The sequence below is a fragment of the Campylobacter sp. BCW_6463 genome, assembly GCF_001762785.1.
GTDB lineage: Bacteria > Campylobacterota > Campylobacteria > Campylobacterales > Campylobacteraceae > Campylobacter_D > Campylobacter_D jejuni.
This window is the reverse complement of the sequence record NZ_MJXL01000077.1, coordinates 112,702-134,972: the sequence shown is the minus strand read 5'-3', so window position 1 is coordinate 134,972 and position 22,271 is coordinate 112,702. Positions and strand designations below refer to the sequence as shown.

The following is a 22,271-nucleotide window of genomic DNA, read 5'->3' as shown; positions in this document are numbered from 1 at the left end:
GTAATAGCTGATATTCCTTATAATTTAGGCAACAATGCTTATGCTTCATCTCCTGAATGGTATATAAATGGGGATAATAAAAATGGAGAAAGCAAAAAAGCAAACAAGGCGTTTTTTGATACAGATAATGATTTTAGAGTTAGCGAATTTATGCACTTTTGCTCTAAAATGCTTATAAAAGAACCTAAAGAATGCGGTAAAAGTCCTTGCATGATTGTTTTTTGCTCTTTTGAACAACAAACAATGTTAATTGAAGTAGCTAAAAAATATGGCTTTAATCATTATATAAATTTGGTTTTTAGAAAACAAGGATCATCTCAAGTTTTAAAAGCAAATATGAAAATAGTTGGAAATTGTGAATATGCTTTAATCTTATATCGTGAAAAACTTCCAAAATTTAACAATGATGGAAAGATGATTTATAACTGCATGGATTGGCAAAAAGATGAAGGTATTCCTAAAGTACATCCCACACAAAAGCCTGTTAAATTACTAGAAAGATTAATCACTATTTTTACAGATGCAGGTGATGTTGTTATAGATCCATGTGCTGGAAGTGGTAGCACTCTTTTAGCAGCGACAAATTTAAACCGCAAAGCTTATGGCTTTGAGATTAAAAAAGACTTTTTTAAAAGTGCTAATGAAATTATGTTTAAACATATAGAAAGAAGTCTATTTGCTTAAGTTAGAAAGGATAAAAAATGAAAGAATTCAAAGAATACATAAAAGCTAAAATAGCATTAGAAAAAGAGCTAGAAAATACGCAAGAAATGTTAAAGCAAACGATAAAAGAAATGTTGCTTTTAAGAAACGACAATGCTTTTAATCAAAATGCAAACGATGAGATGTTAAAAGCTATTAATAAAAATTGGAAAATAACAGCTTCGCTTGAGAGTTTAAGTGATACATTAGAAATTAAAGTGCTAGAACAAAGCACGAGCTATAATCGCTTTTGTTTTGGTGATGTTTTGATTTTAATCAGCAATTTTTTAAGCTATGAAGAGCAAAAAGCAATTATTGCAAAATTAGGCTTTGATTTAGAGAAAGGAGTATGAAATGGCAAAATTTGGTAAGATAGAAAAATTATTATCAACAAAAGAAGTAGCGGAGTATTTGGGTATTTCGCAATATCGTATAAGATTTATGCGAATGCGAGTAAATCAAAATAAATTTAATTTTCCTAAAGGGATTAAAATAGGTCCTACTTTTAAATATGAAAAAGCCGAAATTGATAAATGGTTGCAAACTTGCAAGGTGATTTAAAAATCCCCTGCAAGTTTTTCGATATAATCTCCCCACCACTGCATTAACTTTCTTTTTAATTCTATATTTTCACTACGATTATAAGCTTTTAAAATGGCGTTTTTTTGCTCGTGTGCTAAACACTGCTCGGCTATATCCATACTCACACCATGATCTAATTGATGTTCGTTGGCTAAACTTCTAAACATAGCACGAAAGCCATGTGCACTTTGAATGCCTTTATATCCTAGTCGTTTATTGATATTACAGGTAATATTCTCGCTATTACACCCATTTTTTGAACTTCCAGCAAATATATAATCATTGACTTTCATTTTCTTTTGTTCTTTTAAAATTTTAAGCACTTGAGAATTTAAAGTGATAATATGTTCTTTTCTCATTTTCATTTTTTCAGCTTTAATAGTCCATATAGCATTTTTTAAATCAATTTCATCCCAAGTTGCTTTTATAACATTACCGGGGCGTTGTGCAGTCAAAAGATTAAAAAGCATTAGATTTTTATGTGTTTTTTTAAGATCTGAATTTTTTAAGGCTAATATATATTCTTTAATTTTATCGTTTTCTAGTAAAGTTGGCTGATGAATTACTTTTGAAGCTTTTTTAAAAACTATGGAATTGTCAATACTTGTCACAGGGTTATTTTCTACGATTTCAAGTTGCAAAGCATATTTAAAGATTTTGTTAATCCAGCCTTTAGCTTTTATAAGTGTAGGGATTTGATGCTCTATGGTTTTAAGTGTTTCGATGACATGTGAACGCTTGATGCTTTCTATATCTACATCTTTGAAATTCTTAAAAACGCCATTTTTGTATTTTAATCCTCTTTGTATTTCTTTTAGGCTTAATCCATCAGCCTTACATTTTTCTAAAACTTCATCATATATATCGCCAAATTTAAGTCTTTTAGCGTTTTTTATGTTTTGTCCTTTTGCTTTTAGCTTAAAAGCATTTAAAGCGATTTCTCTAAGCTCTGCTAAGGAAAGTAAAGGATACTCTCCTATTTTTATATAAGTATCATTTGCTTGTCTTATTTTAAATAATTTTTTACCACTAGGATAAATAAAAACATATAAGCCTTTTAAACTCGGATCAGCAAATTTTATAAATTTTTTATCACTTTCGCATTTAATGCTTTTTAAAAAACTATCGGTAAGTTTGTTAATTTTTGCCATTAATTTTCTCTCTTTTTTAGTGTCTATTTTGGTGTAAAAAGTAGCCCATTTTGTAACCCATTTTTATAAAAGTGACCCACTTTTTACGCAACATTTTAACACAAAAAACAACAATATACAATAAGCTTTAAGACATTTTATTATAGGCATTTGATTAAGATATTAAAGCAAAATAGGGATTTGATAAAAAAGAGTAATGGTGGATTTAGCAGGACTCGAACCTGCGACCAACCGGTTATGAGCCGGTTGCTCTAACCAACTGAGCTATAAATCCGCCTAAGTTGAATTAAAAGATAAAATTATATCTTATTAATGCTTAAAAATATTTTATTTAGCCTTTATATCCATCCAAAAATATCTAAAAGTGATTAAATGCTGTAAAATTCCAAAAAAAATCATAAAAATAGTAAAAGAACTTCCACCATAACTAAAAAAAGGCAAAGGGATCCCAACTACTGGTGCAAAACCTATAGTCATTGAGATATTTACTGCCGCATAAATAAAAATAAATAATGCAACACAATTAATAGCAACTCTAGTAAAATAATCATCTTTAAGTTTATAATTTAAACTAAGTAGATGAAAAATAAGTAAAATATAAAATATAATTAATGTCAATCCCCCAATAAATCCAAATCTTTCTATCATATAAGCGAAAATAAAATCACTAGTTGAAATAGGTAAAAATTTAAAATGAGTTTGCGTAGCTTCATCTTGAGATTTTCCAGTTAAACCACCATTTCCAATAGCTATCATTGATTGGGCTACTTGATAACTTGGTTTTTCTGAAATAAAATCATGAATTCTTTGCTTTTGGTAGGGTTTTAAAAGATGTGTATAAATAATAGGAGAGCTAACACTTATAGCTATAACAATACTTAACCAAATTTTATAATGAACTCCCATGATAAAAAGCACTCCAAAACCAACAAGTAGTAAAACCATAGCACTTCCTAAATCAGGTTCTTTTGCAATTAGCAAAAAAGGCAAGATGATGTAAAAGCTAAGTTTGATGAATTGTTTAAGTTTGTATCCATTTTTTGGAGGAGGATTTTGATAAATAAGATAGGCAAGCATTAAAATAAAACTAGGTTTAAAAATTTCAGAAGGTTGTATAGTAAAGTGAGTAAAAGGAATTTCAAGCCATCTTTTAGCACCTAATTTTTCAACCCCAAAAATATCTACGCTTAGCAATAAAAAAATATTAATCCAATAAGCAACAGGAATAATCCAAATAAATTTCCTTATAGGAAAGAAGAAAAAAACCATAAAAGCAAACAATCCCACACAGGCATAAACAAACTGTTTTTCTGCTAAAAAAGGATTAGCTTCAAAGATCAAGAAAAATGAAATAAGAATTATGGGTAAAAATAAAATGGGTTGCATATAGTCAAAATGAGTTAAAATTCTTCTATCTAATCTAAACAAAATTTGCCTTCAGTTGGTAATATAAAGCTATAATTATAAACTAAAATTTTAAATTTATCAAAACCTCCAAGGAAAAAATGCAAACTTTTTTAGTAGATGAAAATTCAAGGCTTGATGTGTTTTTGGCTAAAAAATTAAACCAAAGTCGCAATCAAGTTGCTTTACTTATAGAAAAAGATTGCGTACAGGTTAATGATAAAATTCAAGATAAAAATTCATTTAAGCTTAAAAATGGTGATATTATTTCTATTGCAAGTTTAAAGCTTTGCAATGAGATAAAACCTCAGTTTGAAGTGGATTTTGATATTGATGTGTTATACGAAGATGAAGACTTGCTTGTTTTAAATAAACCTTCAAATTTAGTCGTTCATGGAGCAAGTAGCGTTAAAAATGCCACTTTGGTGGATTGGTTAATAGAAAAAAAATATACTTTATCAAATTTAGGAGGAGAGATAAGAGCTGGTCTTGTTCATAGATTAGATAAAGATACAAGCGGAGCTATACTAATAGCGAAAAATAACTTCACCCATCAAAAATTAAGCGAACAGCTTGCAGATAAAAGCATGGGAAGAATTTACCTTGCGTTAATTGATTTGCCACTAAAAGAAGATAAAATTATAGTAGAAAAATTTTTAATGCGTTCGCCTTCTAATGCTATTAAAAAAATAGCCATAGATAAGGAAAATAAATTCAGTAAAAATGCAAAATCAGCTTTCATAAATGTAGTAAAAACTGAAAATTTAACTCTGATGGCTGCTAAGCTTTTTACAGGAAGAACTCATCAAATTAGAGCGCATTTGGCTAGTTTAAATCGCCATATTTTGGGCGATAGTTTGTATGGTTATAAGGGTAAGTATGATTGTAGGATAATGTTGCATGCCTATTTTTTGTATTTTATCCATCCAAAAACTAAAGAGCAAATTTTTGTTAAAGCACCTTTGATGGAAGATTTTAAAAACATTATGTTTGAACAAATTAATTTAGGAGAGAATGATGAAAAGATTTCGCTTGAGTTTTTACTTGAGTTTTTTAACTCTTTTGCTTAGCGCTTGTAGTGTTTCGCAAATGAATTCGCTAGCTTCAAGTAAAGAGCCTGCCGTAAATGAAAGCTTGCCAAAGGTTGAAAGTTTAAAAAGTCTTAGTGATATGAGTAATATTGCTTTTGAATGGGAGCCTTTATATAATGAAAATATCAAAGGATTTTATTTGTATCGTTCTAGTGATGAAAATCCTGATTTTAAACTTGTAGGCACTATTAAAGATAAGTTTCAAACTCATTATGTAGATACTAAATTAGAGCCTGGTACTAAGTATCGTTATATGATGAAAAGCTTTAATGAGCAAGGACAAATTTCAGAAGATGGCAAGGTTATAGAAGTGAGCACAGCTCCAAGACTTGAAGCTGTTCCTTTTATTCAAGCTGTGACCAATTTGCCTAATCGTATTAAACTTATTTGGCGTCCGCATCCTGATTTTAGGGTTGATTCTTATATTATTGAAAGAACTAAAGGTGATGATAAAGAATTTAAAAAAATTGCAGAAGTAAAAAATCGCTTAAACGCTGAATACATCGATAGTGATTTAAAACCTAATGAAAATTCAAGTTATAGAATTATTGCTGTGAGTTTTAATGGGATAAAGAGTGAGCCAAGTCAAGTTGTAAGTTCTACAAGCAAGGCTTTACCCCCTCAAGTTGAGCATTTAAGTGCTAGCACAGATGGTTCTAATAAAATCATTTTAACTTGGGATGCTCCTACATATGAAGATTTTTCTTATTATAAAGTTTATTCTACGAGCTCAAGCTTCCTTCCTTTTAGTGTTTTGGCAAAGACTGATAAAAATTCTTATGAGGATATAGTAGAAGGAGCAGGTAAAAGCAAGTATTATAAAGTAACAATAGTGGATAAAGATGGTCTTGAAAGTCCTATGCCAAAAGATGGTGTAGAGGGTAGAACTTTAGATAATCCTTTGGCTCCTAGTATTATTTTGGCTCAAAGCACAAGCGAAGGGATAAATTTAGAATGGAGTGATAATGATACTAGAGCTGTTGAATATGAAGTAAGACGCTATGGTGGAGAGCAAAATGCAGTTTTTAAAGGCATTAAAGAAAAGCGATTAAAAGATGTAAAAGCTTTACCAGGGGTGGAATATAGTTATGAAGTTATTGCTATTGATTCGGCTGGGCTTCGTTCAGAACCTTCAAGCAAAGTTAAGGCGGCTCAGTAGTGCCAAATTTTAGAAGCAAAAAGATCAAAGAAATGAATCTGCCTTATAGCAAGGATGATGTTGAATTTCTTTGGCTTGCTAAGAATGATAATGTTAGTCTTATTTATACAAAGGTTCAAGAAGAGAGTTTTTTTCTGCAGATTAAAAAAGCACAAAATGGTTTTGTGATTAAAGGCGATAAACATACAAAACCTTCTAAAATAGGTTATCTACAAAAGGCTTTAAAAATCTTTAAAGAAGGTTTTTGTGAGGATATTATCAATGAAGCTTTTGGACTTAAAAACAATGCTTTAATTGAAAAAACACCATTTATCGTTGATAACTTTGATGAACTTTTATCTAGACTTCAAGGTAAAATTTATATAGAAATAGGCTTTGGATCAGGAAGACATTTGCTTTATCAAGCAAAAGAAAATCCGAATGTTTTAATTTTAGGGGTGGAAATTTACAATCCAGCTTTAACTCAAGTAGCTAAACTTGCTAAGGCGCAAAATGTAAATAATATTTTGCTAATCCAAAGTGATGCGAGATTGTTATTGAGTGTATTAAAATCAAAATCAGTTGAAAAGATTTTTTTACATTTTCCTGTTCCTTGGGACAAAAAGCCTCATAGGCGAGTTATTGGGAAGGATTTTTGCAAAGAATGTGCTAGGGTTTTAGTTCAAAATGGTCGTTTTGAGCTTAGAACAGATAGCTTTGAGTATTTTAATTTTACTTTAGAGCAATTTTTGACTTTTCCTGCGCCAAAATTTAGTCTTAGAAAAAATGAAAATTTAGAAATTTCAAGCAAATATGAAGATAGATGGAAAAAGCAAGAAAAAAATATATATGATCTTTGGGTGTGGAATTTTAACCAAGAGTGTAAAAACTATGAGTTAAATGAATTTAATCTCTCATCGGTTGAATTTTCTAAAGAGGATTTGAAAAAAATAGAGCAGAACTTTAAAAATATTACTATAAAAAAAGATGATTTTTTCTTGCATTTTGAAAGCATCTATAAACAAGATGAGAATTTGCTTTTAAAGGTTGCTTTTGGAGCTTTTAATAAGCTTGAACATTGTTATTTGCATCTTGATAAAACGATTGATTTTGCTTTTAAAGAGCCATTTAAAATTCAAGAAAATATTAAAGCGATAAATGAATTAAAAGAAATTTTAAAAGTTCAGTTTAAAATATAATTTTTCTTGAAAATTAAGCAAAAATAAAGCATAATTTAAAAATTTAAAAAGGGAAATTAAGGAAAAAGGATGCCTAATTTAATCCAAGCAAATAAACTTACTTTAGGTTATGATGAACTAGTTATTAAAGAAGCGAGTTTTGCTTTTAAGGATGATGATTTTGTTTTTATTACGGGTAAAAGTGGGAGTGGTAAGAGTACGCTTTTAAAGTCTTTTTATGGAGATTTAGAACCTATTTCTGGTAAACTTGAAGTATGTGGATCTTTGATGAATAAAATTGGAAATTTAGAACTTTTAAAATTACGTCAAAGAATAGGGATTATTTTTCAAGATTATAAACTTGTACAAGAATATAGTGTTGAAAAAAATGTTATGTTGCCTTTAATGATTAAAGGTTATAGCAAAAAAGTATGTCATGATCAAGCTGCTAAGCTTTTAAAGCATGTAAATTTAACTTTTAAAGCAGATAAATTGCCTAATCAACTTAGCGGTGGTGAGCAACAACGCGTCGCTATGGCTAGGGCTTTAGCTCATAATCCAAAGCTTTTGCTTTGTGATGAGCCAACGGGAAATTTGGACGAGTATTCTTCTGATATTATATGGACTCTTTTAAAATCTGCTAGAGAGCTTTTAGGAACTTGTGTTATAGTGGTAACACATAGAATTCCTAGTAATTTAAGAGTGGATTATCGTCGTTTTAATATAGAAAATGGAAAAATGAATGAAATTTTTTAAAACACATTTATCTTTAATTTTACCTTTACTTTTTATGATGTTTGCTTTTGAATTTATTTTGGTTACAAATGCAACTTTAAAGCATTATGAAGAACTTGTTAATAAAGATTATAATATTATAGTTGTCAGCAAAACTGAACTTGATCAGAATGTAGTAAAAACAAAAGTACCATTTTTTGCTGGACTTGAATCTTTAGATCCTAAGGGTTTAATCGATCGTTTGAAAAATGATGTTTCTGAAAAGAATTTGAAAGTTTTAAAAGATTCTCTGCCGAAATTTTATACTTTAAAATTAAATTCTTTGCCCGATCAAAATGAACTAAATTCGATTAAAAATCAACTTTTAAATATTGTAGGTGTTAGTAAGGTTGAAACTTTTTCTAAAACCCATGATAAGATATACTCTTTGCTTATTTTGATGAAATTTGTTTTTTGGTTGTTTTTATTTATCATTATTTTGCTTGCCTTTGTTTTGTTTTTAAAACAGATGAGAATTTGGCTTTATGAACATACCGATCGTATTGAAATTATGTGTTTATTTGGAGCTCCGTTTTGGTTTAGATCTTTTATGCTTTATAAGGTGGTTGTGGTTGATTGTTTTATTGCTTTTGTTATTTTACTTGCCTTTTTTACGCAAATTTTTGATCTTTCTATTATCCAAGAAAGTTTAAAGGCTGTAGATATTATTTTTCCACCTATTAATTTTATTTTACATTTGACTTTAATTTTTTTAGCTACTTTGTTTATTTGCTTGTTGTGTGTAAATACGGTTATGTTTAAGGTTAAAAGATGAGAAAAAATATTCTTATCTTTTTTTGTTTTTTTTTGTTTGTTGATATAAGTTTAGCAAACGCTATAAATGAAAAAACAAAAAGTTTAGAAGAAAATAAACGCATACAAGAACAGTTAAATAAAAAACTTGAAGATTTGGCTAGCGATATTTTAAATGGTGAAAAAAGTTTGAAAGATCTAAGTTTTCAAATTGAAAGCTTAAATTCACAAACTTCTAAGCTTGAAGCAAGCGCTAAGGCTCAAAATCAAGAGTTAAACACCCTTACAAGCCAAAATGAAGATTTGCTTAAAAGTAAATCAAATATGGAAAGTAAGCTTATATCTTTAATGGCTAAAGATTTTGCTTATGATTTACCTATCCCTCAAGGCTATATTGAAAGTGAAGAAAGTTTTATGGCTTTTGAAATTTTAGGAAGTTTAAACAAAGTTTTAAATGAAGAAATTTTAAAAATTTCTAAAGATTATGAGGGAGTAAATAGGCTTATTGATGATAAACAAGCTCAGATTAAGAAAATCAATGATAGTCTTAAGGATTACAACGCTCAATTAGCTAAACTTCAAAGTTTAAAACAAAAACAAATTAGCGAAATCAACAAACAAAAAACAGATCGAACCATATATGCAAAAAAACTTGATGACTTACAAGCTCAGCAAGAAGAGCTTAGAAAAACATTAAATCAATTAAAAATTATTAATGATAAAGAAAATGTAAATTCAAGCAAAAATGATACTAAAATAGTAAAAAATAATCAACAAATAAGGCAATTAGGTTCAAGCTATCAAGGAGGTTCAGTCAAGCGTTACACAGGAAAAAAAACCATAGCTCCATTGGATTCTTTTACTGTGAAGCAAAAATTTGGAAATTATGTTGATCCTGTTTACAATCTTAAAATTTTTAACGAGAATGTAGTTTTAAGAAGCAATAAAAGCGATGCAGTTGTTAAAAATGTGCTAGATGGAAAAATAGTTTTTGCCAAAGATACTAGTATGTTAGCTCGAGTTGTTATTGTTGAACATGATAATGGCATACATACAATATACGCACATTTAGATAAGATTGCTCCTAATATTAAAGTTGGTAAGAATATTAAAAAAGGTGCCGTAGTGGGTAGAATAAAAAATGATCTTACTTTTGAAGTAACTCAAAAAAATTTTCATATCAATCCTTTGGAACTCATTAGCTTAAATTAGCTAAATTTAATGGAATTTAAAATATAATTTCAAGTTAAATAAGGAGAAATAATGCAAGAGAGAAAAAGAGTTTTAGTAAAATTTTCAGGAGAGGCTTTAGCAGGTGAAAATGGCTTTGGCATAGAAAATTCTATTTTAAAATTCATAGCTTCAGAGATTAAAGAACTTGTAAAAAATCAAATAGAAGTAGGCATAGTTATAGGTGGTGGCAATATTATTCGTGGAGTAAGTGCTGCTAAGGGCGGATTGATTAAAAGGACAAGTGGCGATCATATGGGAATGCTTGCTACGGTTATCAATGCTATTGCCATTCAAGAAGCCTTGGAAAGCTCTGGGCTTGAAGTGAGGGTTCAAAGTGCTATTCAGATGGAAGCATTTTGTGAAACTTATATTATGAGAAGAGCACAAAGACACTTAGAAAAGGGTCGTGTTGTGGTTTTTGCTGCAGGCACTGGAAATCCTTATTTTACTACAGATACAACAGCTATTTTAAGAGCTGTAGAAATTGATGCAGATATGGTAATAAAAGCTACAAAAGTTAATGGAGTTTATAATAAAGATCCAAAAAAATTTGATGATGCAGTATTTTTAAATACTTTAAGTTATGATGAGGCTATGCAAGATAATATTAAAGTGATGGATGATACAGCGATAGCTTTAGCTAAAGACAACAAACTTCCTATAGTGGTTTGTAATATGTTTGAAGAGGGTAATTTGCTTAAAATTATACAAGGTGATACTAGCCTTTGTTCAATCGTTAAAAATAATTAAGGAGAAAATTATGGATAAAAGAATAGAAGAAGTAGCGGCAAAAGCTTTGGAAAAAATGGGCAATGATAGATATCGTCTTTCTTTAGTGGTGGCAAAAAGAGCAGAGCAATTAGCAAATGGTGCGACTCCTTTAGTGGATTTTGATAAAAATAAAAATAAACTTGCAGATATAGCTTTATATGAAATTGCAGAAAATAAAATCACTTTAGAGGGTTTAGTTGAAACCAATCGATGAAGAATTATTACTTGAACAATTAATCGATAATGTAAAAAATTGTAAAGATTTAGAAGCTGCTAAGGTTTTACTTTTCGAAATTTGTGGCCATGATGCCATTCTTGAAAAAGCAGTAGATTACTGTATATTTTGCCATGAAGGGCAGTTTAGAAAAAGTGGAGAGCCTTATGCGGTACATCCTATTTTAGTAGCAACACTGGTTGGATTTTTAAGTGAAAATAAAAGCAATATTTTAGCTGCTTTATTGCATGATGTGATCGAAGATACAAACTGCACCGAAGAAGAACTTAGAGAGCAGTTTGGTTCTGAGGTTTTAAAACTTGTTTTAGGGCTTACTAAAATTATAGAAATTAGAGAAGATAATCTCATTTCATCAAAATCTAAAAAAAGTTTAACTAAATCAGCCTTGACTTTCAGAAATATGCTTTTAGCAAGCATTGAAGATGTTGGGGTTTTGATTGTGAAGTTATGCGATAGGTTGCATAATATGCTTACTCTTGATATTCTAAGAGAAGATAAGCAAAAAAGAATCAGCGAAGAAACTTTAGTTGTATATGCCCCAATAGCTCATAGACTTGGTATTTCAAGCATAAAAAATTATTTGGAAGATCTTAGTTTTAAATATCTTATGCCAGATGAGTATAAGCTTATTGACAATTATATCAATTCCAATAATCAAGAAATGCAATTAGGTTTAAATGAATTTATTTCCAAAATCGAACTTTTATTTTTGAGCAATGGCTTTAGACAAGGTAGTTTTGAAATTCAAAAACGCATTAAGCATAGTTATTCTATTTATCTTAAAATGCAAAGAAAAGGCATTGGTATTGAAGAAGTTCTTGATTTACTTGGGGTAAGAATTTTGGTTGAAAAAGTAAGTGATTGTTACTTGGCTTTGGGAATTTTACATACGCATTTTAATCCCTTGGTTTCGCGTTTTAAGGATTATATAGCCTTGCCTAAACAAAATGGTTATCAAACCATACATACCACACTTTTTGATACTAAAAGTATTATAGAAGCACAAATTCGAACTTTTGATATGCATAAAATTGCGGAATTTGGTATAGCAGCGCATTGGAAATATAAAGAAGATGGCAGCGTGGTTGCACCTCGTCTTGATTGGCTTACAGATATTTCAATGCAAAGTATAAACAATCTTGAAAATGCAGAAGATTATAATGCTATTGAACTTTATGAATATGCTAAAGATAGTCTTTATGTTGAAGATGTTGCAGTTTATTCTCCTAAGGGAGAAATTTTCACTTTGCCTCGTGGTGCAACGGTTCTTGATTTTGCTTATGAAGTGCATACCAAAGTAGGGCTTCATGCAAAAAGCGCTTATGTAAATCGTATTAAAGTGCCTTTGTTAACTGAGCTTAAAAATGGCGATATTGTGCGAGTGGTTACTAGCAATGATAAATTTTATCGCTGTTCTTGGATAGATAGTGTTAAAACAGGAAAAGCAAAAGCAAGTATAAGGGAATTTTGTAAGCAAAAAATCAGAGAGATTAATCTAGCAAGTTCTATTAATATGTTAAGTTTTATTTTTGGAGTTGATAAAAACAGAATTGAAACTTGGATAGAAAAAGAAAATTTAGCCAGACGTATTAGACAAGTAGCAACAGATAGTGCTTATTTGAAAGATATAGTTAATGGTCTTAAAAAATACGCCAAGAAGTCATATTGGTTTGATAAATATGAGATTAAAGAACAAAAAATAGGAAATTTTACTCTATATTGTAACCATAAAATTGCTAATGTGGATTTTGATTTTTGCTGCCATCCAAAAAGAGGTGATGCTGTTTTAGCTTTTGTTAAAGGTGGTAACGCTATTGTCCATCATAAGCTTTGCGATAGAGCTGATAAAATGATAGATAATAATCAAGATATGGTATTTATAAAATGGGATTCTAACATCCCTAAATCTTATAAATTGATTTTTTCTTTGGAAAATAAAAAAGGTGTTTTAGCGGAATTTTTGGCATTTTTAGCTAAAATGCAGATAAATCTATTAACAATTAATTTATCAAGTGATTTAAATTCGGCGGTAGATTATTTTGAGATTACAATGGAAATTCCTGATAATATCAATCCAGATAGTGTCAAGGATAGGTTAAAATCTCGTTGTAAAATTTTAGATTTTACATCTTTAAATGATGCTTATAAAGAAGGTTAAAAAGGTTTATTATGGATATAAAAAAAATATTAGCAGAAGTTAAGCGTGGCTGTGCAGAGCTTATTGATGAAGAAAGAATAGAAAATTTAATTAAAAATTATTATGAAAAGGGTGAAAATTTCTTTATAAAGGCAGGGTTTGATCCTACAGCGCCTGATTTACATTTAGGCCATAGTGTGGTTTTAACAAAAATGGCTTTTTTGCAAAAACATGGAGCTATTGTGCAGTTTTTGATTGGAGATTTTACGGGACAAATTGGCGATCCAAGTGGAAAAAGTGCAACGCGTAAAAAGCTGGATAAAGAGCAAGTTTTAATCAATGCTAAAACTTATGAAACGCAGGTTTTTAAGGTTTTGGATAAAGAAAAAACACAGATTAAGTTTAATTCTACTTGGCTTAATGAACTTGGAGCTGCGGGTATAGTAGAGCTTACTTCAACTTTTAGTGTAGCTAGAATGCTTGAGCGTGACGATTTTACCAAGAGATTTAAAGAGCAAAGCCCTATTTCGATTTGCGAGTTTTTGTATCCTTTACTTCAAGGATATGATAGCGTGGCTTTAAAAAGCGATATTGAAATGGGCGGAACGGATCAAAAATTTAATCTTTTAATGGGAAGACAGCTTCAAAGGGTTTATAACATAGGAAAAGAACAAGCTGTGATTATGATGCCTTTACTCGAAGGTTTAGATGGTGTAAACAAAATGAGTAAGAGTTTAAATAATTACATTGGTGTTACAGAAAAAGCTAATGATATGTATGCTAAAATTTTAAGTATTAGCGATGAATTGATGTTTAGATATTATGAACTTTTAAGTCAAAAAAGCCTAGAAGAAATCGCGCAAATAAAAAAAGATATAGAACAAGGCAATTTACATCCTAAAAAAGCTAAAGAAAATTTAGCTTTAGAGATTACGGAGCGTTTTCACTCCAAAGAAGAGGCTAATAATGCTAAGTCTGAATTTGATAGGATTCATTCTCAAAATGCTTTACCAAGTGATATGGCTGAGTTTGAAATACAAGGAAAAATTTGGCTTGCTAAGGCTTTGGTTGAATGTGGTTTGGAAAGTTCTACTTCTGCAGCAAGAAGAAGCATCATCGCTAATGCAGTAAGTGTAAATTCTCAAAAAGTTAGCGACGAGCAAATGCATTTAGAACAAGGAGAATACATCTTACAAATAGGTAAAAGAAAATTTGCAAAATTAAAGGTAAAAGAATGAATTTACAACCCTTACAAATAGGAAAACATACTATAAAATATCCCATTTTTCAAGGGGGAATGGGACTAGGCATAAGCTGGGATAGATTAGCTTCTGCAGTTTCTTTAAATGGTGGACTTGGGATCATTTCTTCTGTGGGAACAGGATATTATGAAGAAAGAAAGTATGCGAGTAAAGAATTAAACGCTAAGCCTTATGGAAGTGAAAATTTTTACTCACGCAAGGGTTTGCAAGCTTTAATTAATAATGCAAGAAAAGTTTGTGGCGATGCACCTTTGGGGTGTAATATCTTATGTGCAAGTAATGATTATGCAAGAATAGCACGCGATGCTTGTGAGGTTGGTTTTAATGTGATTGTTTCAGGCGCTGGGCTTCCTACAAATTTGCCTGAATTTACTGTAGATTTTCCTGATGTGGCTTTAGTGCCTATTATTTCATCTGCAAAGGCTTTAAAAATTATTTGCAAAAGATGGCAAAGCCGTTACAACCGCCTACCTGATGCAGTGGTTTTAGAAGGGCCAAAAAGTGGAGGTCATCAAGGTTTTACTTATGAGCAGTGCTTAGATCCAAATTATCAGCTAGAAAAATTAATCGCTCCTGTGGTAGAAGAGGCTAAAAATTGGGGATCTTTTCCTGTGATTGCCGCAGGTGGAATTTGGGATAAAAAAGATATAGAAAACGCTATTTCTTTAGGAGCTAGTGGTGTTCAAATGGGAACGCGTTTCATAGGAACTTTTGAATGTGATGCAAGTGAAGAGTTTAAAAGTGTTTTGTTAGCTTCCAAAGAAGAAGATATAGAGCTTATTAAATCTCCTGTGGGCTATCCTGCTCGTGGAGTTAGAACCAATCTTTTAAATTTGGTAGATAAAAGAATGGGTCCAAAGATCAATTGTATAAGCAATTGTGTAGCACCTTGTGGACGCGGAAAAGAGGCGACTAAAGTAGGGTATTGTATAGCAGATAGGCTTTTTGATGCGTGGTCAGGTAAAAAAGAAACGGGGCTTTTCTTTACAGGTGCAAATGGATATCGTTTAGATAAACTTATCAGCGTTAAAGAACTTATGGAAAAATTGGTTAATGGTGAATAATGGCTAAAATTTTTGTATTTTTAGTATTTGTTTTCACAACTCTTTTTGGAGCTTATGAAAATGAACTTGCAAATTTCGATAAAAATTTTATCAGTTCTAAAAGCGAAGTGCAAGTAAAATTTCATCATCAGCTAAAAAGCCTTTATATACAAAGTGTTATCAATGAAGATGAAAAAACTAAAATTGAAATCTTAAAAAGATTGATCATCAGTTCAAATACTTTAAATTTAGACGACAAGTCATATGCTAATGAGTTAAAAGAAAGTGGTATAAGTGAAGCAAGTATCAATGCTTTAAGAAAGGCTGTTATTAAAGATATTAAGGTTCAAAATATTTCTCAAGATACTGAAAAGTCAACTTTTAAACCTGTAAAAACAGTTCAAAAAAGTGAAAAAAAATCACCTAATGAACAAATAAAAAATATAGAAAAAATAGATTCTAAAACTTCACAAGAGCCAAAGAGTAGTATCGTTTCTAAAACAAAAAGTGATGATAAAATTTACGTTTTAAGGTCAAGTAAAACAAGCCAAGGTGTAGAGCTTGAACTAAATGCAAATTTAGATAAGAATCAATTAAAAAGTTTTGCTTTAGATGAAAAAGGAAACTATCGTTTTATTAGTGATTTTGATGGGGTTTTAGAAGGAGGTAAAAAAGAGTTTAAATTTGATGACTATCGTTTAGTGATTTCACAATTTAATCCCAAAACCATACGCATAGTGGTTTATGCTAAAGAAAAAATTCCTATTGATATATCTTTTAAAGAAGAAAAAATAATTTTTTCAAAAGAAATTACTAGCCAAAAAAAGACTGAGCAAGTTAGTAAAATTTCAGAGAAAAAGCAGGATCAAAAAACAGAAATTAAAACCAAAGTTTTAGAAATAAAAAAACAAGATAAAAAAACCAATAACGAAAAAGAAGATCAAGGACCTTTATATGTTTTAGATGTGGATAAAATTTCTAACGCTGTGGTGTTAAATTTGAGCGATGATTTGGATGAAAAAGAAATAGCAATATTTGAAACCAAAGATCAAAAATTCCGATATGTTGTAAGTTTTAAAGGTGTGTTAGAAGGTAATAGAAAAAGCTTTACCTTTGGACAAAATACAATTGTCGTTACGCAATATAATCCAAAAATTGTTCGTGTGGTTTTGAGTGCTCCTAAAGAATTTAAACTTTTAAAAAAGTTGGATAATAAAAATCTCACTTTAGGTTTTCATGCGCAAACTTCAAGTCAAAGTGTAGATAAAAAAGCAACTCAAAGCTTTAATAAAACCTTAAGTACGAGATATAAATCAGGAAAACTTATAGTTATCGATGCGGGGCATGGTGGAAAAGATAGCGGTGCTCTAAGTGATAAAAAAGGAAGTTTAAAAGAAAAAGATATAGTTTTAAGCGCGGCTTTAAAACTTGGAAATGAACTTAAAAAACGCGGTTATAAAGTGCTTTACACTAGAAGTTCGGATAAATTTATCAATCTTCGCGATAGAACTAAATATGCTAATGATAAAAGAGCGGATTTGTTTATTTCTATACATGCTAATGCAGCACCCAATGCTGCCAAGGCCAAAAGTAGCGAAGGCGTGGAAACTTTCTTTTTAAGTCCTGCAAGAAGCGAAAGAAGTAAAAAAGCAGCAGAAAAAGAAAATCAAGGAGATTTTGAAGAGATTAATTATTTCTCAAAACAAAGTATTTTAAATTTCTTAAATCGTGAAAAAATCGTTGCTTCAAATAAACTAGCCATTGATGTACAAAAAAATATACTCACTCAAACACGCAAAAAGTATAAAATTGTAGATGGCGGTGTAAGAGAAGCACCTTTTTGGGTTTTAGTGGGTGCGCAAATGCCTGCAATTTTGATTGAAATTGGCTATATCACACATCCAAATGAAGGTAAAAGAATCGCCAATAAAGCTTTTCAAGATTTATTGGTTAAGGGTATTGCTGATGGAGTTGAGAGTTATTTTTATAACAACCGATGAAAAAAGCTAAGCTAATTTTTAAGGATAATACTCCTTTTTCTTTGGATTTTGATGATTTTTATTTTAATTCCAAAGATGGCTTAAATGAAAGCAAATTTGTTTACACTCATTCTTTTGAATGGAAAAATCAAGAAAATTTTATTATCGCAGAGAGTGGTTTTGGTATAGGTTTAAATTTTTTTCTTACTTTGAAACGCTTTTTAGAAACCACTCCTTCTAAGCGTCCCAAAAAACTTTTTTATATCAGTATAGAAGCTTTTTATATCGAAAAAGAACAATTAAGAGAAATTTATCAAAAACTAGGATTTTATGAAGAGTTTAAAGAGTTTTTAGAGCAATTTTTAAAATTTTATCCTAAAGCTAAAGAAGGAATTTATCGTTTTTATTTTGAAGATTGTTTTTTAGATCTTGTTTTTGAAGATATTGCTATTTTAAAAGAATTAGATTTTAAAGCTGATGTTTGGTATTTAGATGGATTTTCTCCAAATAAAAACTCGCAAATGTTTGATGAAAATTTAATTTTTGAAGTGGCAAGACTTTCTAAAAAAAATACACAAATTTGCACCTTTTCTTCGGCAAGTTTTTTACAAAAAAATTTAAAAAAATATGGCTTTAGAGTAGAAAAAACCAAAGGTTTTAGAAAAAGAGAAATGATTAAAGCTTATTTGGAAAATGAGCTTGAGTTTAAAGATAAAGAAGCGTATTTTTCAAGAACATTTTCATCTTTAAAAAATAAAAAAGTAGCTATTATTGGTGCAGGTATATCAAGTGCTGTTTTAGCTTATGAGTTTAGTTTAAGGGGTTTTGAAATAGATGTTTTTGAAAAACATTTAGAATTAGGCAAGGGTGCAAGCGGAAATGAAAGTGGAATTTTAAGCTCTTTAATCTTAAAGCCTAAGGTAAATTTAGGGGAGTTTTCAGAGCTTTCTCTTATAGAGGCAAGTCGTTTTTATAGACAAATTTTAGATTTAGAATTTAAGGGTGTAGTCGAGTTTGCACATAATGATTTGATGCAAGAAAGATTTGATACACAAAGAGAAAATGTTTTGTTTAAAATTTCAAAAAATCAAGCTTTTTTAGAAGATGGTGGAGTGATTTTTCCAAAAAATTTGGTTAAAAATCTTTTTGAAAAAAGTAAAGCTTGTATATATTTTAATCATGAATTTCAAGCTTATAAATTTGAAAATGAGTGTTTTGTTTTAAAATTTAAAAATAATATTGTTAAAAGTGATTATGCGGTTTTGATTTATGCTATGGGTGCAGATACAAAAGATTTTGTTTTTTATGATGAGATGAAATTAAGTAAAGTAAGAGGTCAAGTTACACACCTAAAACCTTTTTTAGACTCTCCATTTCCTTTATCTTCTAAGGCTTATATTTGTCCTATAAAAGATGATTTGCAAGTGATTGGAGCAAGTTATGATAGGCTTGATACAAGTTTAGAATCAAAAGAAGAAGATGATAAACAAAATATAGAAAATATAGCCGAATTTATAGATAAAAATATAAAATTAGAAATCATAGGTTCTAAGGTAGGTTTTAGATCTTATTCGAGTGATCGCTTTATGATAGTTGGAAATGCTTATGATGAAGTGTTTTATAAAGAAGAATATAAAGCTTTATTATGGACAAAAAACAAGGAGCAAAAACCAGCTAAAATGTCTTGTAATTTGTATTTTAATTTTGCTCATGGATCAAGGGGTTTTAGCACAAGTGTTTTAGCGGCAAGGTATTTGTGTGCATTGATAAATAATGAACCCTTGTGTTTAGAAAAAAAATACATCCACGCTATTCACCCTGCAAGATTTTTGATTCGCAAACTCAAAAAAGGCTTATGATTAAACTTTAATTAAGATTGATACTAATATTTGCTTATGAGAGTAAGTTTTTAATTTTATTTTAACTTCCTTTATTTTATTATTATAGAGAATAAATTTCATATTATAAAGGAAATATAATGATTGATTATCATCAAATAGAGTCGCGTTTATCGGCTCTTGAAAAGCTTCCTTCTTTAAAAGACAATGATAGCATTGCAAAAGCATTAGAAAAGTCAGGTTTTTCTAGAAGGGATTTTATGAAATGGGCAGGTGCTATGACGGCATTTTTGGCTTTACCAGCGAGTTTTACTCCTATGGTAGCAAAAGCTGCTGAGCTTGCTGATAGACTTCCTGTTGTGTGGCTTCATATGGCTGAGTGTACAGGCTGTAGTGAGAGTTTGTTAAGAAGTGATACTCCAACGATTGATAGTTTGATTTTTGATTATATTTCTTTAGAATATCACGAAACAGTGATGGCTGCAGCAGGTTGGCAAGCTGAAGAAAATTTAGAAAGTGCCATTCAAAAACATAAAAATAAATACATTTTAATGGTTGAAGGTGGCATCCCTATGGGTGATACAGAGCATTTTTTAACCATAGGTGCACATGGAAAAACAGGCTATGAGCTTTCAAAAATGGCAAGTGAAAATGCTTTGGCTATTTTTGCTATAGGAACCTGTTCTAGCTTTGGAGGAATCCAAGCAGCAAGACCAAATCCTAGTAATGCGCAGCCTTTAAGTAAAGTAACAAGCAAAACTGTGATCAATGTTCCAGGCTGTCCTCCAAGTGAAAAAAATATAGTGGGTAATGTGCTTCATTATTTATTATTTGGTGAGTTACCAGCACTTGATGTATATAATAGGCCAAAATGGGCTTATGGCTTAAGAATTCATGATCTTTGTGAAAGACGCGGACATTTTGATGCGGGTGAATTTGTGCATGCCTTTGGAGATGAAGGAGCAAAACAAGGTTTTTGTCTTTATAAAGTAGGCTGTAAAGGGCCTTATACTTTCAATAACTGTTCAAGAGAGAGATTTAACCAGCACACTTCTTGGCCTATCCAAGCAGGGCATGGTTGTATAGGTTGTTCCGAGCCTGATTTTTGGGATACTATGGGACCTTTTGAGGAGCCTATGGCTAGTCGTAAATTTGATACTGTTTTTGGTTTGGGCGCGGATAGTGTTTCAGATAAAATCGGCATAGGCGTGCTTACGCTCACAGGTGTTGCTATAGCAGCGCACGCAGTTATATCTTCCATGCAAAAAGATAAGGAATAAAAATGAGTCAAAAAATAATTGTAGATCCTATTACAAGAATTGAAGGGCATTTAAGAGTTGAAGTTGTTGTTGATGATAACAATGTGGTAAAAGAAGCTTATGCGGGCTCTACTTTGTGGCGTGGTATTGAAACCATAGTAAAAGGGCGTGATCCAAGAGATGCGGGTTTTATGACACAAAGAATTTGTGGAGTTTGTACTTTTTCACATTATAAAGCAGGTATAGTTGCTGTTGAAAATGCTTTAGGTATTACTCCACCTTTAAATGCGCTTTTAACAAGAACTTTAATGAATGCAGCTTTATTTTTACACGATCATATCGTGCATTTTTATCAACTTCATGGGCTTGATTGGGCTGATGTGGTAAGTGCTTTAAGTGCTGATGTTAAAAAAGCAAGCGATGAAGCTTTTAAATACACTCCAAATCCTTATGCAACAGGTGCGGATAAACTTCTTGAAGTGCAACAAAGACTTAAAACTTTTGTAGATAAAGGAAATTTAGGACCTTTTGCTAATGCGTACTATGGTCACCCAACTTATCGTTTAAGTCCTGAACAAAATTTAATCGTTCTTTCTCACTATTTAGAATGCTTAAGAATCCAAAGAATCATTGCTCAATGTATGGCGATTTTTGGAGCTAAAAATCCACATCCACAAAGCTTAACTGTTGGTGGTGTAACTTGCGTTATGGATTTACTTGATCCTGCAAGAATGGGTGAATATATGGTTAAATTCCAAGAAGTACAAGACTTTGTTAATCGTGCGTATTATCCTGATCTTGTGATGGCAGGAAAAGCTTATGCACATGAAGCAAGCGTTTTAAATGATATAGGGGTAAATAATCTTTACACCTTTAAAGAATTCCAACTCGGAAGAGATGAATGGCTTTTTGAAAGTGGTATTATCAAAAATGGAGATTTAAGCAAGGTTTATGAAGTAGAAGAAGATAAGATTACTGAAGAGGCAACTCATTCTTGGTATGCAGACAATGAACCTTTACATCCTTATGATGGCAAAACAAATCCAAATTATACAGGACTTGTAGATGGGGAAAGCGTAGATCATCATGGAAATAATGTTCATTCTAAAGTGTTTGATACTAAGGGTAAATATAGTTGGATTAAAGCTCCACGCTATGAAGGAAACCCTATGCAAGTAGGACCTTTAGCAAATATCGTTGTAAATTATGCCAAAGGTAATCAAAATGTTGTTCCTGTGGTTGATGAGTTCTTAAAAGAAACAGGACTTCCTTTAAATGCTGTATTTAGCACACTTGGAAGAACAGCTGCGCGTTGTATTGAAGCAAAAATCGTTGCAAACAATACTTTAAAAGCGTTTAATAATTTAGTTGAAAATTTAAAAGTAGATCAGAGTACTTGTGCGCCTTATGTGATCGATAATTCTAAAGAATACAAAGGACGCTATATGGGGCATGTGCCACGCGGAACATTAAGTCATTGGTGTAGAATTAAAAATGGCGTCATTGAAAACTGGCAAGCTGTGGTGCCTTCTACTTGGAATGCAAGTCCAAAAGACGCAAATGGCGTAGGTGGAAGTTATGAGCAATGTTTGATAGGACTTAAAATCGCTGATGTAAAACAACCGCTTGAAATCATTAGAAAAATTCACTCTTATGATCCTTGTATTGCTTGTGCGGTGCATGTAATGGATACTAAGGGCAATAATCTAAGCGAATATAAAGTGAATGTCAATTTATAAGG

The 22,271-nt window shown here is 30.9% G+C and carries 20 protein-coding genes and 1 tRNA gene; 18 read left to right on the top strand and 3 right to left on the bottom strand.

Annotation, left to right across the window (positions count from 1 at the left end):
* The 3 genes from AJ884_RS08945 to AJ884_RS08935 form a co-directional block, all read left to right on the top strand.
* A partial coding sequence (locus AJ884_RS08945; protein ID WP_070286504.1) for a DNA-methyltransferase occupies window positions 1-684 on the top strand: 684 nt, incomplete at its 5' end.
* Between the two features lie 17 nt (window positions 685-701).
* The gene (locus tag AJ884_RS08940) at window positions 702-1,055 is read left to right on the top strand and encodes a hypothetical protein (protein ID WP_002787307.1); all 354 of its coding nucleotides are present in this window, start codon (window positions 702-704) and stop codon (window positions 1,053-1,055) included.
* Between the two features lies 1 nt (window position 1,056).
* Complete coding sequence (locus AJ884_RS08935; protein ID WP_044780132.1) at window positions 1,057-1,263, top strand: helix-turn-helix transcriptional regulator; 207 nt, start codon at window positions 1,057-1,059, stop codon at window positions 1,261-1,263.
* Here the strand turns inward: AJ884_RS08935 and AJ884_RS08930 are convergent.
* The 3 genes from AJ884_RS08930 to AJ884_RS08920 all read right to left on the bottom strand — a co-directional run bounded on the left by AJ884_RS08930 (window position 1,260) and on the right by AJ884_RS08920 (window position 3,863).
* Window positions 1,260-2,435, bottom strand: a complete 1,176-nt coding sequence (locus AJ884_RS08930; RefSeq protein ID WP_070210339.1) for a tyrosine-type recombinase/integrase — start codon at window positions 2,433-2,435, stop codon at window positions 1,260-1,262. The genes AJ884_RS08935 and AJ884_RS08930 overlap by 4 nt on opposite strands.
* A gap of 197 nt (window positions 2,436-2,632) precedes the next feature.
* Window positions 2,633-2,709: transfer RNA gene (locus AJ884_RS08925), tRNA-Ile, on the bottom strand.
* A 53-nt stretch (window positions 2,710-2,762) separates the two neighbouring features.
* Entirely contained in the window at window positions 2,763-3,863 is a 1,101-nt protein-coding gene (locus tag AJ884_RS08920) for an FtsW/RodA/SpoVE family cell cycle protein (RefSeq protein WP_044780131.1), read from the bottom strand.
* Window positions 3,864-3,940: 77 nt separating this feature from the next.
* On the opposite strand from AJ884_RS08920, the gene AJ884_RS08915 reads away from it, so the two are divergent.
* The 15 genes from AJ884_RS08915 to AJ884_RS08845 all read left to right on the top strand — a co-directional run bounded on the left by AJ884_RS08915 (window position 3,941) and on the right by AJ884_RS08845 (window position 22,269).
* The gene (locus tag AJ884_RS08915) at window positions 3,941-4,909 is read left to right on the top strand and encodes an RluA family pseudouridine synthase (protein ID WP_070275058.1); all 969 of its coding nucleotides are present in this window, start codon (window positions 3,941-3,943) and stop codon (window positions 4,907-4,909) included.
* Window positions 4,854-6,089, top strand: coding sequence for a fibronectin type III domain-containing protein (locus AJ884_RS08910; protein ID WP_074470159.1), 1,236 nt, complete (start codon window positions 4,854-4,856; stop codon window positions 6,087-6,089). The genes AJ884_RS08915 and AJ884_RS08910 overlap by 56 nt, the downstream gene beginning before the upstream one ends.
* Window positions 6,089-7,267, top strand: a complete 1,179-nt coding sequence (gene trmB / locus AJ884_RS08905) for a tRNA (guanosine(46)-N7)-methyltransferase TrmB (protein ID WP_070242764.1) — start codon at window positions 6,089-6,091, stop codon at window positions 7,265-7,267. The genes AJ884_RS08910 and trmB overlap by 1 nt, the downstream gene beginning before the upstream one ends.
* Window positions 7,268-7,336: 69 nt before the next feature.
* A complete protein-coding gene (locus tag AJ884_RS08900) occupies window positions 7,337-8,002 on the top strand; it encodes a cell division ATP-binding protein FtsE (RefSeq protein ID WP_002856386.1) in 666 nt (221 codons plus the stop codon).
* Window positions 7,989-8,795 (top strand): ABC transporter permease, encoded by an 807-nt coding sequence (locus AJ884_RS08895; RefSeq protein ID WP_002860478.1) that lies wholly within the window; start codon window positions 7,989-7,991, stop codon window positions 8,793-8,795. Before AJ884_RS08900 ends, AJ884_RS08895 begins: the two co-directional genes overlap by 14 nt.
* Window positions 8,792-9,985: a murein hydrolase activator EnvC family protein gene (locus AJ884_RS08890; protein WP_070242765.1), complete on the top strand. Its 1,194-nt coding sequence runs from the start codon at window positions 8,792-8,794 to the stop codon at window positions 9,983-9,985. The genes AJ884_RS08895 and AJ884_RS08890 overlap by 4 nt, the downstream gene beginning before the upstream one ends.
* Window positions 9,986-10,036: 51 nt before the next feature.
* A complete protein-coding gene (gene pyrH, locus AJ884_RS08885) occupies window positions 10,037-10,756 on the top strand; it encodes a UMP kinase (RefSeq protein ID WP_070242766.1) in 720 nt (239 codons plus the stop codon).
* Window positions 10,757-10,766: 10 nt separating this feature from the next.
* Window positions 10,767-10,991 carry a DNA-directed RNA polymerase subunit omega gene (locus tag AJ884_RS08880; RefSeq protein WP_002853464.1) on the top strand — a complete coding sequence of 75 codons (225 nt, stop codon included), beginning with the start codon at window positions 10,767-10,769 and terminating at the stop codon, window positions 10,989-10,991.
* Window positions 10,975-13,170, top strand: coding sequence for a RelA/SpoT family protein (locus tag AJ884_RS08875; RefSeq protein ID WP_052949229.1), 2,196 nt, complete (start codon window positions 10,975-10,977; stop codon window positions 13,168-13,170). The genes AJ884_RS08880 and AJ884_RS08875 overlap by 17 nt, the downstream gene beginning before the upstream one ends.
* Window positions 13,171-13,181: 11 nt before the next feature.
* Entirely contained in the window at window positions 13,182-14,387 is a 1,206-nt protein-coding gene (gene tyrS, locus AJ884_RS08870) for a tyrosine--tRNA ligase (RefSeq protein WP_070242767.1), read from the top strand.
* On the top strand, window positions 14,384-15,475 hold the full coding sequence (locus AJ884_RS08865; RefSeq protein WP_002861964.1) for a nitronate monooxygenase: 1,092 nt from the start codon (window positions 14,384-14,386) through the stop codon (window positions 15,473-15,475). The genes tyrS and AJ884_RS08865 overlap by 4 nt, the downstream gene beginning before the upstream one ends.
* The gene (locus AJ884_RS08860) at window positions 15,475-17,454 is read left to right on the top strand and encodes an N-acetylmuramoyl-L-alanine amidase (RefSeq protein WP_002871031.1); all 1,980 of its coding nucleotides are present in this window, start codon (window positions 15,475-15,477) and stop codon (window positions 17,452-17,454) included. Before AJ884_RS08865 ends, AJ884_RS08860 begins: the two co-directional genes overlap by 1 nt.
* The gene (mnmC, locus tag AJ884_RS08855; RefSeq protein ID WP_070242768.1) at window positions 17,451-19,292 is read left to right on the top strand and encodes a bifunctional tRNA (5-methylaminomethyl-2-thiouridine)(34)-methyltransferase MnmD/FAD-dependent 5-carboxymethylaminomethyl-2-thiouridine(34) oxidoreductase MnmC; all 1,842 of its coding nucleotides are present in this window, start codon (window positions 17,451-17,453) and stop codon (window positions 19,290-19,292) included. Before AJ884_RS08860 ends, mnmC begins: the two co-directional genes overlap by 4 nt.
* A 119-nt stretch (window positions 19,293-19,411) precedes the next feature.
* The gene (locus AJ884_RS08850) at window positions 19,412-20,551 is read left to right on the top strand and encodes a hydrogenase small subunit (RefSeq protein WP_002861961.1); all 1,140 of its coding nucleotides are present in this window, start codon (window positions 19,412-19,414) and stop codon (window positions 20,549-20,551) included.
* A gap of 2 nt (window positions 20,552-20,553) precedes the next feature.
* Window positions 20,554-22,269 carry a nickel-dependent hydrogenase large subunit gene (locus AJ884_RS08845; RefSeq protein ID WP_002871028.1) on the top strand — a complete coding sequence of 572 codons (1,716 nt, stop codon included), beginning with the start codon at window positions 20,554-20,556 and terminating at the stop codon, window positions 22,267-22,269.
* The last annotated feature ends 2 nt before the right edge of the window (window positions 22,270-22,271 follow it).

Excerpts from the sequence above, each read along its gene's own strand:
- AJ884_RS08940 (WP_002787307.1), top strand. The coding sequence starts at position 702 with ATGAAAGAATTCAAAGAATACATAAAAGCTAAAATAGCATTAGAAAAA.
- AJ884_RS08935 (WP_044780132.1), top strand. The coding sequence starts at position 1,057 with ATGGCAAAATTTGGTAAGATAGAAAAATTATTATCAACAAAAGAAGTA.
- AJ884_RS08930 (WP_070210339.1), bottom strand. The coding sequence starts at position 2,435 with ATGGCAAAAATTAACAAACTTACCGATAGTTTTTTAAAAAGCATTAAA.
- AJ884_RS08915 (WP_070275058.1), top strand. The coding sequence starts at position 3,941 with ATGCAAACTTTTTTAGTAGATGAAAATTCAAGGCTTGATGTGTTTTTG.
- AJ884_RS08910 (WP_074470159.1), top strand. The coding sequence starts at position 4,854 with ATGATGAAAAGATTTCGCTTGAGTTTTTACTTGAGTTTTTTAACTCTT.
- AJ884_RS08900 (WP_002856386.1), top strand. The coding sequence starts at position 7,337 with ATGCCTAATTTAATCCAAGCAAATAAACTTACTTTAGGTTATGATGAA.
- AJ884_RS08895 (WP_002860478.1), top strand. The coding sequence starts at position 7,989 with ATGAAATTTTTTAAAACACATTTATCTTTAATTTTACCTTTACTTTTT.
- AJ884_RS08890 (WP_070242765.1), top strand. The coding sequence starts at position 8,792 with ATGAGAAAAAATATTCTTATCTTTTTTTGTTTTTTTTTGTTTGTTGAT.
- pyrH (WP_070242766.1), top strand. The coding sequence starts at position 10,037 with ATGCAAGAGAGAAAAAGAGTTTTAGTAAAATTTTCAGGAGAGGCTTTA.
- AJ884_RS08880 (WP_002853464.1), top strand. The coding sequence starts at position 10,767 with ATGGATAAAAGAATAGAAGAAGTAGCGGCAAAAGCTTTGGAAAAAATG.
- tyrS (WP_070242767.1), top strand. The coding sequence starts at position 13,182 with ATGGATATAAAAAAAATATTAGCAGAAGTTAAGCGTGGCTGTGCAGAG.
- AJ884_RS08865 (WP_002861964.1), top strand. The coding sequence starts at position 14,384 with ATGAATTTACAACCCTTACAAATAGGAAAACATACTATAAAATATCCC.
- AJ884_RS08860 (WP_002871031.1), top strand. The coding sequence starts at position 15,475 with ATGGCTAAAATTTTTGTATTTTTAGTATTTGTTTTCACAACTCTTTTT.
- mnmC (WP_070242768.1), top strand. The coding sequence starts at position 17,451 with ATGAAAAAAGCTAAGCTAATTTTTAAGGATAATACTCCTTTTTCTTTG.
- AJ884_RS08850 (WP_002861961.1), top strand. The coding sequence starts at position 19,412 with ATGATTGATTATCATCAAATAGAGTCGCGTTTATCGGCTCTTGAAAAG.
- AJ884_RS08845 (WP_002871028.1), top strand. The coding sequence starts at position 20,554 with ATGAGTCAAAAAATAATTGTAGATCCTATTACAAGAATTGAAGGGCAT.